Source organism: Raoultella sp. (genome assembly GCF_039594335.1).
GTDB lineage: Bacteria > Pseudomonadota > Gammaproteobacteria > Enterobacterales > Enterobacteriaceae > Klebsiella.
The window spans coordinates 1-12,974 of sequence record NZ_JBCNNS010000122.1; the positions used below are offsets into that span (position 1 = coordinate 1).

Sequence of the window (12,974 nt, forward strand, 5' to 3'; positions counted from 1 at the left end):
CGGGTCTGCAGAAACTGCTCCAGCTGACGGACCTGCAGGCTGACCGCCGGCTGCGATAGTCCCAACACATCCGCAGCGGCTGAGAAGCTCCCCCGCTGTACCACCAGCCGAAAAGTCGCCAGGTATCCCAGATTAAGCGTCGTCATCACAAAGTTTCTCTTATAAGGGTCATAAACGGACGGGCCTGCCTGCACAATAGCGCGCAGGTTATGCTGCCGACAACTGCATAACAGACTGAGATACGATGAAAAACACTGAAAACAGGCGCGCCGCATCCGGCATACTTACGCTTACTGCTGGATGCAATCAGTTGATTAACTGGGGAATTTCATTTTATATGCCGGGCACTTTTGCCCGGGCTATCGGCCAGGACACCGGCTGGCCGGCGACGCAAATCTACTTCGGCCTGACGCTCGCCATGTTGATAATGGCGTTGATCTCGCCGTTTGTCGCCCGCCTGCTGGCCCGGTTTGGCGGCCAGCGAATTGTGGTCAGCGGCACCCTGGCGATCGCCGCAGGATGCTTCACGATGGCCGAAGTGTCGACCCTACCCGGTTGGCTGGGTGCCTGGCTGATTACCGGTATCGGAATGCGACTGGCGCTGTATGACACGCTGTTTGCCGCGCTGGTGAATCTGTACGGGCAACAGGCAAGGCTAACCATTTCCCGCGTGACGCTGGCTGGCGGCCTGGCTTCTGCGCTGTTCTGGCCACTGGGCGCATTTTTGCTGACGATGATGAGCTGGCGGGACGCGTTGCTGGTTTATGGTCTTCTGGGCCTGCTCAGCGCGCTGTTGCTGTGGCGAATGCCGAACGCCAGGCAGCCCGCAGCAGCGATATGGCAACAAGCGCACCGGCCCACTTCACACCAGCAGAGACGCGTTGGCCTGCTGTATGCGACGCTGATCGCGCTGGTGACATTTGTTTCTAACGGAACCTCCACCCACCTGCCGGAATTTATCGCCCACTACGGTCTGCCCGTGGCGGCGGGGATGCTCTGGGGCATTGGCCAGACCGGTGCCCGTTTTCTGGAGGTCGCCTCGGGTTCGCAGCTCACGCCGCTCCGACTGACGCTGCTGACCACGTTGCTGATGCCCGTCTGTTTTGCCCTCGGCCTGAGCGGACCGAGTTTCATCTGGGCGGCGGGCGGATTTGTGCTGGGCTATGGCGCCATTAATGGGTTAACGACAGTGTTTAAGGCCACGCTACCGCTACAGCTTTTTACCCCCGAGGAGTATGCCAGGCGCACCGGTATACTGTTGATCCCCGCCCAACTGCTGGCTGCCGCCTCACCATTTGCTTACGCCTGGTTAAATCAGCAGTTCGGGATTCAGGGGAGCTTAGGTTTTTCCGCAGTGCTGACGCTGGCGGTCGCCGGGCTGGCGCTGGCCATAGCCCGGAACCAGACCTGTCGGCCGCCAGAGACGATACCGGCAACCATCGATTCCTGAATGTCGTGGCGATACCTGCACGTTCTTCAACGTGGGGATATTTCCCCGTTTTTCCGACAGACCATTGCGATAAAACGATCGCGGACGGCATCTGCCACCTGAGGGTTCCAGGCAAGGCCAACCTGCCATCGTGCGCCTTCCCCCGTCAGGGTAACGAGCTGTATGCCTGCTGGCAGCAGATGGCATGCGCCAGCAGGAAGCAACGAAACACCATTTCCGGCGGCAATCAGCGCCATGAGCGTATGAATATCGTCGGCATCGGCGACAATGTCCGCGGTAAGGTGGTTGATTTGCAGGAAACGCGCCGTTTGCTCTGCTAATCCGCGCCCGCGCTTTGGGTTAATTTGCAGCAGCGGGAACTGTCGGAGCACGGAGGCGAGATCCGAGAGATCCTCCGTTGCGTTAGCGGGCACTGCCAGCACCAGGCTCTCGTCCATCAGCGCCTGCACTTCCAGCTCGTCCGGAACAGGCATACGCACAAACCCGGCATCCAACTGCCCCGCCAGCAACATCCGATACTGCTCGTGGGAAGCAATATCGTTGAGGGAAACGTCAACATCGGGAAATTGCTGGCGAAAGGCTTTCACTTGCGCCGGGGCCATCTGGAAAGTCGAGATGCCGAAACCCAGCGCCAGACTGCCAATATTCCCGCGCCGGACCTGCTCCGTCCAGGCACAAAATTGATCGTGCTGCTCGACAAAATGGCAGGCCTGAGAATAGATGGCCTCCCCCGCCGCGGTCAGTTGGGCCCCCTGTCGCCCCCGCTTAAAAAGGGTCATGCCCGTCAGATGTTCCAGGGTCTGGATTTGTTTCGTCAACGCTGGTTGAGTCAAACAAAGCAGGTCCGCCGCCGTATGGTAGCGTCGCTGCTGGGCCAGAGTGACGAACGCCCGTATTAATCTGATGTCCATTCCAGTCCCTTATCAAACGCGGAGAAAGCGTGATTATACATCCTGCGTCTCTGCTGGCGTAATGAGCTCAGTTTTTCGCAACGAGAAGAGATCTATGAACAATGAACTTCAGGTAGCCACAGTACAGTTCTGCCACCGCGCTAATGATAAATCCTCTAACCTGGGCATTATGGAACACTTTATTCATCAGGCAGCCCGCAAAGGTACACGCATCCTGGCGTTTCCAGAAATGTGCATTACCGGCTACTGGCACGTTATCGATCTCAGCGCTGAAGAAGTGGGCTCGTTGGCCGAGCGCATTGACGACAGTCCTTCCCTGGCGAGAATTGCCCGCCTGGCGCAAAGTTATGAGATGGCCATTGGCGTGGGGCTGATTGAAAGAGCGAGCGACGATCGCCTGTATAACACCTACGTCGTTTGTATGCCGGATGGCCAGAGACATATCCACCGTAAGCTGCACGCCTTTGAACATCCGGCGATAGACCGAGGGGATCGCTTCACCGTCTTCGATACGCCGTGGGGTGTGAAAGTTGGCGTTCTGATCTGCTGGGATAATAACCTGACGGAAAATGCACGAGCTACCGCGCTGCTGGGGGCAGATATTCTGCTGGCTCCTCATCAAACCGGCGGTACGAACTCCCGCAGCCCGTTCGGTATGCAGCCAGTCCCCGTTGCCCTTTGGGAGAACCGGTATCAGGATCCTGACGCGCTGAAGGCCGCATTCCAGGGGCGTAATGGTCGGGAATGGTTACTCCGCTGGCTACCCTCAAGAGCACATGATAACGGGATGTTTATCTTATTCAGCAATGGCGTCGGGCTGGACAACGGAGAGGTTCGTACCGGAAATGCAATGATTATCGATCCCTATGGCCGCATTATTGAAGAGACCGATGCGTTTGAAGACACCCTGGTCTGCGCCACGCTGGATTTAAGCCTGCTGGCCATGTCCACGGGCCGACGCTGGATTCACGGCAGACGCCCCGAGCTCTATGCAATCCTGAGCCAGAATCAGGGTTATGAACGCGATGCTCGCAGAGCACGTTTCTCCACGGAAGTCCCGCAGTTCGGCGATAAAACGGCGCGTTAACCCGGCGGTAGGAAAGAAAAAGCCCTCTGTAAAAACAGAGGGCTTCGTTTTAACAACGCCGGGGAGTTATTCCCACTCGATCGTTGCCGGCGGCTTGCCGCTGATATCATAGACGACGCGGGAAATGCCGTTCACTTCATTGATGATGCGGTTGGAGACGCGACCAAGGAAGTCATATGGCAGGTGTGCCCAGTGCGCGGTCATAAAGTCGATGGTTTCGACCGCACGCAGAGAAACGACCCAGTCGTACTTACGACCGTCGCCCATCACGCCGACAGAACGGACCGGCAGGAACACGGTGAACGCCTGGCTCACTTTGTTGTACAGGTCAGCTTTGTGCAGCTCTTCGATGAAGATAGCGTCCGCGCGACGCAGCAGGTCGCAATACTCTTTCTTCACTTCGCCCAGTACGCGCACGCCCAGGCCCGGTCCCGGGAACGGATGACGGTACAGCATGTCGTATGGCAGTCCCAGCTCCAGGCCAATCTTACGCACTTCGTCTTTGAACAGCTCACGCAGCGGTTCAACCAGACCCATCTTCATCTCTTTCGGCAGGCCGCCCACGTTGTGGTGAGATTTGATGACGTGTGCTTTACCGGTGGCAGACGCCGCAGATTCAATCACGTCAGGGTAGATAGTCCCCTGCGCCAGCCACTTAACGTCTTCCAGCTTCAGCGCTTCTTCGTCGAACACTTCGACGAACACGCGGCCGATGATCTTACGTTTGGCTTCCGGATCGTTCTCGCCCGCCAGCGCGTCCAGGAAGCGTTTCTCGCCTTCCACGTGAACAATGTTCAGACCGAAGTGATCACCGAACATGTCCATCACCTGCTGGGCTTCGTTCAGACGCAGCAGACCGTTATCCACGAAGACGCAGGTCAGATTTTTACCAATTGCACGATGCAGCAACATTGCGGTCACGGAGGAGTCCACGCCGCCGGACAGGCCGAGGATCACTTTGTCATCGCCAACCTGCTGGCGGATACGCTCAACGGCATCGTCGATGATTTTTGCTGGGGTCCACAGCGCTTCACACTGGCAGATATCACGCACGAAGCGCTCCAGCATACGCATACCCTGACGGGTGTGGGTCACTTCCGGGTGGAACTGCACACCGTAGAAGCGTTTTTCTTCGTTCGCCATAATGGCAAACGGGCAGCTTTCAGTGCTGGCAACGGTCACGAAGTCGGACGGGATCGCGGTGACTTTGTCACCGTGGCTCATCCAGACGTCGAGCAGCGGTTTGCCTTCAGCGGTCAGGGAGTCTTCAATACCGCGCACCAGCGCGCTATCGGTAACAACTTCAACCTGTGCATAGCCGAACTCGCGCTCATGAGAGCCTTCTACGTGGCCGCCCAGCTGCATTGCCATAGTCTGCATACCGTAGCAAACGCCAAACACCGGTACACCGGCTTCGAAAACATACTGCGGCGCGCGCGGGCTGTTATGTTCCGTGGTGCTTTCCGGGCCGCCGGAAAGAATGATGCCGCTAGGATTGAACTCACGAATCTGAGCTTCCGTTACGTCCCAGGCCCACAGCTCACAATAAACCCCTAATTCACGTACGCGACGCGCAACCAACTGGGTGTACTGAGAACCGAAGTCCAGGATGAGAATGCGATGTTTATGAATGTTATCCGTCATTGACGTTTATTCCAGAGCAGTAGCGATTAAATAAAATCGCCCGGCGCATGACCGGGCGATGAAAATCAGGAGCCCATGCGGTAGTTAGGGGATTCCTTGGTGATCGTCACGTCGTGAACGTGGCTTTCCTGGATGCCAGCACCGCTGATACGCACGAATTCCGCTTTAGTACGCAAGGTGTCGATGGTACCACAACCGGTCAGCCCCATGCAGGAGCGCAGGCCGCCCATCTGCTGATGAATGATCTCTTTCAGGCGACCTTTATAAGCAACGCGGCCTTCGATACCTTCCGGCACCAGTTTGTCCGCGGCATTGTCGCTCTGGAAGTAACGGTCGGAGGAGCCTTTGGACATCGCGCCCAGAGAACCCATACCACGATAGGATTTGTAAGAACGGCCCTGGTAGAGCTCGATTTCACCCGGGGACTCTTCGGTACCCGCCAGCATGGAACCGACCATCACCGCAGCAGCACCGGCAGCGATGGCTTTCGCGATATCGCCGGAGAAACGGATACCACCATCGGCAATAACCGGAATACCGGTACCTTCGAGCGCTTCAACCGCGTCAGAGACGGCGGTAATCTGCGGAACGCCAACACCGGTAACGATACGGGTGGTACAAATAGAGCCAGGGCCGATACCCACTTTCACCGCGCTCACGCCCGCTTCAGCCAGGGCACGTGCACCGGCACCGGTAGCCACGTTGCCGCCTATGATTTGCAGGTCAGGATATTTAGCACGGGTTTCACGAATGCGCTGCAGAACGCCTTCAGAATGACCGTGGGAGGAGTCGATCAGCAGCACGTCAATGCCTGCAGCAACCAGTGCATCTACACGCTCTTCGTTGCCCGCACCGGCGCCAACCGCTGCACCGACACGCAGACGACCCTGTTCATCTTTACACGCATTCGGTTTACGTTCCGCTTTCTGGAAATCTTTAACGGTAATCATACCGCGCAGATGGAAGCTACCATCCACAACCAGCGCTTTTTCAACGCGCTTTTCATGCATTTTGGCAAACACGACTTCGCGACTTTCGCCTTCACGCACGGTAACCAGACGCTCTTTCGGCGTCATGTAAACGCTGACTGGCTGGTTCAGGTCGGTCACGAAGCGGACATCGCGACCAGTGATGATACCGACCAGTTCGTTGTCTTCGGTCACAACCGGATAGCCAGCAAAACCGTTACGCTCGGTCAGCACTTTTACTTCACGCAGGGTGGTGGTAGGCAGTACGGTCTGCGGGTCGGAAACCACGCCTGACTCATGTTTCTTCACGCGGCGAACTTCTTCTGCCTGGCGCTCGATGGACATGTTTTTGTGAATAAAGCCGATGCCACCTTCCTGTGCCAGGGCAATTGCCAGGCGCGCTTCTGTTACGGTATCCATGGCTGCAGAGAGCATAGGAATATTCAGACGAATAGTTTTCGTCAGCTGGGTGCTGAGGTCGGCAGTATTCGGTAGAACGGTAGAATGAGCGGGAACGAGGAGGACGTCGTCAAACGTCAGAGCTTCTTTAGCGATACGTAGCATGGGCAATATCTCGACCAGGGTGGATAAATATTGCCGTGGCATTATACAGAGCGTAACCGATTGCATCTACCCTTTTTTGCAAATAATACTTGCGATCGTCCATCAGCAGGTTACTATCGACTGAATAACCTGCTGATTTAAAGTTTGATCTTGCTCACATGTTGCCATCTCAATCCCCTGCAATTTTCACGGTCAGCCGCCTAAACCAGACGGTTCGCCTGCTGCTGGAACAGGAAATGGGCCAGGTCTGGATCAGCGGCGAGATCTCAAACTTCAGCCAGCCCGCTTCCGGCCACTGGTACTTCACCTTAAAAGACGATAACGCCCAGGTCCGCTGCGCGATGTTTCGCAACAGCAACCGTCGGGTCACTTTTCGTCCGCAGCACGGACAGCAAGTACTGGTACGAGCCAATATCACGCTGTATGAACCACGCGGCGACTACCAGATTATTGTCGAGAGCATGCAGCCTGCCGGCGAAGGCTTGTTACAACAAAAGTATGAACAGCTAAAAGCGCTGCTGGCGGCGGAAGGCCTTTTCGATCAGCAGCATAAGCAAGCACTGCCCTCTCCTGCGCGCAGCGTGGGCGTTATCACCTCGAAAAGCGGCGCGGCGCTGCACGACATTTTGCAGGTGCTGAAAAGACGCGATCCGTCGCTGCCGGTGGTTATCTACCCAACGTCGGTTCAGGGCGACGACGCGCCGGGGCAAATCGTTCGCGCCATAGAATTAGCCAACCTTCGCGAGGAGTGTGATGTGCTGATCGTGGGCCGCGGCGGCGGTTCGCTGGAAGATTTATGGAGCTTTAACGATGAATGGGTGGCGCGGGCGATTTTTGCCAGCCGCATTCCGGTCGTCAGCGCCGTCGGCCATGAAACCGACGTGACCATCGCCGATTTTGTCTCTGACCTGCGGGCACCAACCCCTTCAGCCGCCGCGGAGATTGTCAGCCGCAATCAGCAGGAGCTGCTGCGCCAACTGCAGTCCGGGCAACAGCGTCTGGAGATGGCGATGGACTATTTTATCGCCAACCGCCACCGTCGTTTTACCCAGCTGTTCCATCGTCTTCAGCAACAGCATCCGCAGCTGCGATTAGTGCGCCAGCAAACCGCGCTGGAAAGACTACGGGAGCGGATGCGCCTTGCGCTGGAGACGCAGATGAAACGCGCCGATCAGCGTCAACAGCGCGTGATTCAGCGTCTGAACCTGCAAAATCCACAGCCGCGCATTCACCGTGCGCAGACGCGTATTCAGCAACTGGAATACCGGCTGGCTGAAAATATTCACGCCCGTCTGAGCGAACAGCGTGAACGCTTCGGCAACGCGGTTACTCACCTGGAGGCCGTCAGCCCGCTGGCAACGTTGGCCCGCGGCTATAGCGTGACCTCAGCCAGCGATGGCAAAGTGTTGAAGCAAACCAGGCAGGTGAAGGCAGGCGATCTGCTGACCACTCGTCTGAATGATGGCTGGGTCGAAAGCGAAGTCAAAACCATCACCCCGGTAAAAAAAACACGCCCCCGTAAAAAAGAATAAATTCCGCCCGCGCACTATACTGCTGTCATACCCTTTTAAACGGTTTCATCCGGATAAAGGAGAGCGATATGCAATATTATCATTACCGCTGCGTTGTCCCACCCTATATTCTGCGGCGAATTGTTGACCACGGTTCCACGACTCAGCGGCGCTGCGCACAGCAAACGCTGACCCACGTACAGGCGCTAATGGCCCACGTTCCCGGCAAGCCCGCAGCCGCGCATGTCTCTACCCCAGGCCAGCTGGAACGAGATATTTATGATGCGCAACAGACCCAGGATTTACCCGGTACCCAGGTGCGCTTTGAAGGTCAGTTGTCCGGTGGCGATGTGGCCGTTGATGAAGCTTACGATTATCTGGGCATCACTCATGAATTTTTCTGGCGCACCTACCACCGCGACTCGCTGGACAATCGCGGTCTGAAGCTTATCGGCACAGTACATTATGGCAGGGAGTACCAGAACGCATTCTGGAATGGTCAGCAAATGGTATTCGGCGACGGCGATGGCGAGATCTTTAATCGCTTTACAATAGCGATTGACGTTGTCGCCCACGAACTCAGTCACGGGGTAACAGAAAGCGAGGCCGGGCTTATCTATTTCGCCCAGTCGGGCGCATTGAACGAGTCACTTTCCGACGTCTTCGGTTCCCTCGTGAAACAGTATCATCATAAGCAAACCGCGGATCAGGCAGACTGGATTATTGGCGAGGGGCTGTTAGCCAAGGGGATCCAGGGGAAAGGGTTACGTTCAATGTCACACCCCGGTAGCGCTTATGACGATCCGCTGCTGGGGAAAGACCCGCAGCCTGCCCATATGAAAGATTTTGTCCACACCCGGCAGGATAACGGTGGCGTTCATCTGAATTCAGGTATACCTAATCACGCTTTCTATCTTGCTGCCAGCGATCTGGGCGGCTTTGCCTGGGAACAAGCCGGTTACGCCTGGTATGACGCCGTCTGCGATCGCGCGTTGAAACAGGATGCGGATTTCGCGGATTTTGCTCAGTTAACCATCACACATGGCGAAAAACGCTCCGGCACAGCGACGGCGGCGGCTATCAAACAGGCGTGGAAAACCGTAGGGGTGCTGTAAATGAAGGTACCGCAACTGACTGATGATGCCGTAATAGAGCTGGCGCGAGAAGGCGGCTTCGCGTTTATTCCCGGGTTAAGCGGACAACGCAGAATCACGTTGTCATCACTGACGCAGACGCAACGCCAGCGCATCCAGGACATTCTGCAGCAGTCATTTTCGTTCGGCTTGCCGCCAGGGCAAGCCAATTCTCCGGGCTGCGGCGATCGGCGCTATTTTCGTATTCAGATTTTCCAGGCGCAGCACAATCAGGCGCAGTATACCGACATCATTGTGCTGATTCCGGAAGAGGACGCCCCACCGTCGTTGGTTGAACTCTGGCAGAAAGGTGAAGGCTGCGTTTGCGATTAAGACGCCAGCGGCACAAATTCGACACGCTTTCTGGAAATCAGCCCGTGGCCGTTCTGGCAGAAATAATCTACCGCACCGCAGGCCTTCAGCACTTGCAGCGGCTTATGGCAATCCGGGCAGCGGGCTTCCAGTGCAAAGTCCATATTGCAACTTTCACAATGCGCACCGCTGTCCGCGCTTGAGAGTGTTTTTCCACAGACCGGGCAGTTGAGTTCCATTATTTTCTCCGGATATCGATCACGAGGATATTCTCCGCCGTTTTCATTGAGTTAAAAATCTAACAAGGTAAATAGCGACTGATTTTAAATAATATCTGAATGCATAGCATTAACAATATGCTGGTTCTGCAATACGGTTCAGATCTTAAATATCGACAGCAGTTGCTTAACGCGTTGCTCAGCGTGAAGTCATTTTCTCTCCCCCAGCCCTGGTTCGGTTACCCCTCACTCTCAGTTTAAAACGCGATAAGGCGCCGGTTTAAATGTTCTGGCTGGCAATAAGAATGATTTTTTGTTCTTTTACAGCCCCTTTGCCACTCACTAAGATGCAACCCCAATAGATCCGGCAATAATAAAGGAATGCGAGTGAGAGAATATCGTTTTTAACGAGCCGCTGGTTTCATCCCAGCGCCATCGCGATATCAGGATTGACGCTTTTGCACCGCGGCATGGGCGGTAAACGATGTCAATGATAAACCCGTGGCTGGTGGCATACTGCATGTCGCGCTGAGTAGCGATACGCCCACTATCGACCCGTCAACCACCGCCTATTCCGTCGCCGCGTTAGTGACCCGCAATGTGCTTGATTCACTGGTTGGGCAGGCTGAAGATAACCACTTTACGCCCTGGCTGGCGGAACGTTGAGAAGTCAGCAATGATAACAAGCTGTACACTTTTGTGCAGGACCCACTTGGTTCATTCGATCCTCAATACAGCGTTGAACAGCTGCTTGAACAACCATTGCGGCTGCATTTTCGCCTCAGCGCCCGTCAACGTCAGCAGCGGATCGAGGAGCTACTCTCTCTGGTCGGGCTGAACCCTGAGCTGCTGTCACGCCGCCCTGTTTCTCTTTCCGGTGGCCAGCGGCAACGCGTGTCCATTGCCCAGGCACTGGCAAGCGAGCCCGACCTGCTGGTATGCGATGAGCCGGTGAAATTGTCGAAACCGGCAGCGTCGAGCAGATATTTCAACAGGCGCGTCACCCCTATACCCGATTATTACTGTCATCGGTGATAAGCGAGCCAATCGCCCCCTAATCCCGGAATTCCCCGCCCTGACCTGACAAAAAAGCCCGGCAGATGCGGGCTTTATGATTTTCGTGCTGGCAAATAGCTTATTTGCTTTTCTTGATATGTTTAATCAAGCGTTTAAATGCATTGATATATAATGAAATAACAAACAAAAAACTATTTTTGTATACACCCCTGTGTACATCATTTTTAATGATGCTTAATATTATTCGCCTTTCATATCAAATCGGGACTGAGAAAAAACATCATAGATTTTCTTATCGGTAAAAGGTGGAAAAGCAGCCCGATTGGCAGCCTCAACCAGTGCTGCACAATACTGCTTGTTACCTTCACTCGTGGTAATACTGTTAAGTTTTCCATTATAGCTAAAACTCATATGTATCCTGCATTTTTTACCGCTCCATGCGTAACGGTCGCGTAACTGTGACTCAATGGATACTTTGATAGCACTGGCCTGTTTGCCGTATTCATCATCATCGGTGAATCGCCCCGAGCTACAACTTCCTAGTGCTGTAGTCTTATGGCAGTCAGAAGGATGAAGCGGCGTACAACTACTTGTAAAAATGGTCAGAATGACCAACATCATTATTTTTTTCATCCTTACTCCTGAAGCATCCCCTAAAAAGTTACCCCATAGCTGTTCGTTCCCTCCCTTATCTAAAAGGGACTTCCTTGCTTTGAATACTACCCGGTTGGTTTGGTTTTGGAACTTCTTCGGAAGTGCCAGCAGGGGAGAATTTGATCGTTAAAATGTTGCCGCTGGAGGGCTTCCCTTTGACGAATCGCCATTTTTTCATTACTTGCCTGATCTCATTATCAAACATTCCGGAGGGATCTGGGCTTAATAGCTGGATGTTTGTCACAAGGCCATTAGCATCTACGTCAAATTGCGCTTTGACCTTGCCAGGGATCCCTTTTTTGGCGGCTTTAGCTGGATAAACAGGGGTAATGAGAGGTTTGATAGACTGTGATTCGGCAGCATATGTTACTGGAATACTAAGCAGCAGCAGGAGAGTGAGAAGTCCTTTCATTTTGTCCTCATTATTACAAAACAATAATCCTCATCAAGGTAACATTTTGGCCTAGTTTGAAAAATTTCTCTATATACATGCAAAATGCGTTGGTTCGGTTGGTTCAGTTGCCTCAAAACGTAAAGACCATTGTTTTATTTTAATATTTTTCAAAAAATTGAACCAACACTACCTGATTTTGAACCAACATTTAGCGAGGTGAACCAACATTATCTCGCCAGTGTATTCACTTCATCATCTTTTTGTAGGCGTCAGCGGCTTCCTGTGGGTTGAGCTCTGCTGCCCTAGCCTGAGCGTTACTTCTGCTTTTGCTGGCCGGCTCAAAATTGAGCCGGCTGGCGTACATTCCGCCAACCTCCTTGGCGGCCTGCTCCAGAATATTGGCCGTCATTCCGTAGTTCTTCATGCTTTCGGCGTTTACAGCCATGCGGTTGAGAACTCGGAGACGATAGGCTTTAAAGCCTGTTACCATCAGAGCGACCTTCAAATCTTTCGCCGCTTTTTATCCACGCGCGGATCTGCATGTCTGTGAGTTTTGGCATTTGCGAATACCTGGAATAAGTCGGGTGTACACTCTTAAATCGTCAGGTACACATCGAGTTTGTACACCTAACAAAAAAGAAATCTCATGGGGTACACGTAGGTGTACACGCCAATCATGCGCTTTGTTGCGTCTTTATGATAGCCCCTGTGACGAGTCCTGCTATAGGTTGACAGTTTTTTGTCTGTAAAACGCCTGATGAACATCATCGGGCGTTTTGTATTTCAGGACCAGAGGTGGCCGCTCATGGTTATAAATTGCCACGGATTCTTTTACCATCGTTCTGGCCTGCGCCAGGTCTGCTGGACGCGAGAGTAACAGCTCATTTTTCAGTATCCCGTTGACTCGCTCAGCCAGCACATTCTGGTAGCCGTCGTAACCATCTGACGTTTACGCGTACCGGTTCGCGGCTGACGACACCTGACGCGGGCAACAAACTCAAGAACCTGAGCATGGTGTTCCTGTCGTTTTCTGCGCCTTGCGTTGTCCTGATACCATGCCTGTCTGCTGTGTCCCAGGAACTGACATGCGCGCGTAACGGTTATTTTCGGG

12 protein-coding genes and 4 pseudogenes are annotated in these 12,974 nt (G+C 54.1%); 7 read left to right on the forward strand and 9 right to left on the reverse strand.

Translation table 11 applies throughout. The features are described 5' to 3' along the window. Positions 1–146: LysR family transcriptional regulator (locus tag ACZAHD_RS17800; protein WP_462457970.1), on the reverse strand; the 146-nt coding region annotated here is incomplete at its 3' end. Positions 147–244: 98 nt separating this feature from the next. Between ACZAHD_RS17800 and ACZAHD_RS17805 the strand changes: the two genes are divergently transcribed. Further along, positions 245–1,450 carry an MFS transporter gene (locus ACZAHD_RS17805; protein ID WP_462457959.1) on the forward strand — a complete coding sequence of 402 codons (1,206 nt, stop codon included), beginning with the start codon at positions 245–247 and terminating at the stop codon, positions 1,448–1,450. A 26-nt stretch (positions 1,451–1,476) separates the two neighbouring features. On the opposite strand, the gene ACZAHD_RS17810 is transcribed toward ACZAHD_RS17805, so the two are convergent. Then, on the reverse strand, positions 1,477–2,361 hold the full coding sequence (locus ACZAHD_RS17810) for a LysR family transcriptional regulator (protein WP_462457960.1): 885 nt from the start codon (positions 2,359–2,361) through the stop codon (positions 1,477–1,479). Positions 2,362–2,455: 94 nt separating this feature from the next. Here ACZAHD_RS17810 and ACZAHD_RS17815 point away from each other — a divergent pair, with 94 nt between their 5' ends. Beyond that, positions 2,456–3,448: a nitrilase family protein gene (locus ACZAHD_RS17815; RefSeq protein ID WP_462457961.1), complete on the forward strand. Its 993-nt coding sequence runs from the start codon at positions 2,456–2,458 to the stop codon at positions 3,446–3,448. A gap of 66 nt (positions 3,449–3,514) precedes the next feature. On the opposite strand, the gene guaA is transcribed toward ACZAHD_RS17815, so the two are convergent. Continuing rightward, positions 3,515–5,092 (reverse strand): glutamine-hydrolyzing GMP synthase, encoded by a 1,578-nt coding sequence (gene guaA / locus ACZAHD_RS17820; protein ID WP_462457962.1) that lies wholly within the window; start codon positions 5,090–5,092, stop codon positions 3,515–3,517. Positions 5,093–5,157: 65 nt separating this feature from the next. Beyond that, positions 5,158–6,624, reverse strand: coding sequence for an IMP dehydrogenase (gene guaB / locus ACZAHD_RS17825; protein WP_462457963.1), 1,467 nt, complete (start codon positions 6,622–6,624; stop codon positions 5,158–5,160). A gap of 158 nt (positions 6,625–6,782) precedes the next feature. On the opposite strand from guaB, the gene xseA reads away from it, so the two are divergent. From xseA to ACZAHD_RS17840, 3 genes are all read left to right on the forward strand, one after another. Beyond that, entirely contained in the window at positions 6,783–8,156 is a 1,374-nt protein-coding gene (xseA, locus tag ACZAHD_RS17830; RefSeq protein WP_462457964.1) for an exodeoxyribonuclease VII large subunit, read from the forward strand. A gap of 68 nt (positions 8,157–8,224) precedes the next feature. Further along, positions 8,225–9,250, forward strand: a complete 1,026-nt coding sequence (locus ACZAHD_RS17835; protein WP_462457965.1) for a M4 family metallopeptidase — start codon at positions 8,225–8,227, stop codon at positions 9,248–9,250. Next, positions 9,251–9,601, forward strand: a complete 351-nt coding sequence (locus ACZAHD_RS17840) for a protealysin inhibitor emfourin (RefSeq protein ID WP_462457966.1) — start codon at positions 9,251–9,253, stop codon at positions 9,599–9,601. Here ACZAHD_RS17840 and ACZAHD_RS17845 read toward each other — a convergent pair. After that, positions 9,598–9,819, reverse strand: a complete 222-nt coding sequence (locus ACZAHD_RS17845) for a zinc ribbon domain-containing protein (protein WP_462457967.1) — start codon at positions 9,817–9,819, stop codon at positions 9,598–9,600. The genes ACZAHD_RS17840 and ACZAHD_RS17845 overlap by 4 nt on opposite strands. 471 nt (positions 9,820–10,290) lie before the next feature. On the opposite strand from ACZAHD_RS17845, the pseudogene ACZAHD_RS17850 reads away from it, so the two are divergent. Together ACZAHD_RS17850 and ACZAHD_RS17855 are read left to right on the forward strand one after the other, a co-directional pair. Further along, positions 10,291–10,461 (forward strand): annotated as a pseudogene (locus tag ACZAHD_RS17850) (ABC transporter substrate-binding protein); the annotation flags it as partial. A gap of 21 nt (positions 10,462–10,482) precedes the next feature. Next, positions 10,483–10,856 (forward strand): annotated as a pseudogene (locus ACZAHD_RS17855) (ATP-binding cassette domain-containing protein); the annotation flags it as partial. Positions 10,857–11,055: 199 nt separating this feature from the next. On the opposite strand, the gene ACZAHD_RS17860 reads toward ACZAHD_RS17855, so the two are convergent. From ACZAHD_RS17860 to ACZAHD_RS17875, 4 genes and pseudogenes are all read right to left on the reverse strand, one after another. Then, positions 11,056–11,448: a cell envelope integrity TolA C-terminal domain-containing protein gene (locus ACZAHD_RS17860; RefSeq protein ID WP_462457968.1), complete on the reverse strand. Its 393-nt coding sequence runs from the start codon at positions 11,446–11,448 to the stop codon at positions 11,056–11,058. A 55-nt stretch (positions 11,449–11,503) separates the two neighbouring features. Beyond that, positions 11,504–11,881 carry a TonB family protein gene (locus ACZAHD_RS17865; protein WP_462457969.1) on the reverse strand — a complete coding sequence of 126 codons (378 nt, stop codon included), beginning with the start codon at positions 11,879–11,881 and terminating at the stop codon, positions 11,504–11,506. Between the two features lie 226 nt (positions 11,882–12,107). Continuing rightward, positions 12,108–12,338, reverse strand: a pseudogene (locus ACZAHD_RS17870) (DUF2280 domain-containing protein); the annotation flags it as partial. A 246-nt stretch (positions 12,339–12,584) separates the two neighbouring features. Continuing rightward, positions 12,585–12,809, reverse strand: a pseudogene (locus ACZAHD_RS17875) (integrase core domain-containing protein); the annotation flags it as partial. Positions 12,810–12,974 lie beyond the last annotated feature (165 nt).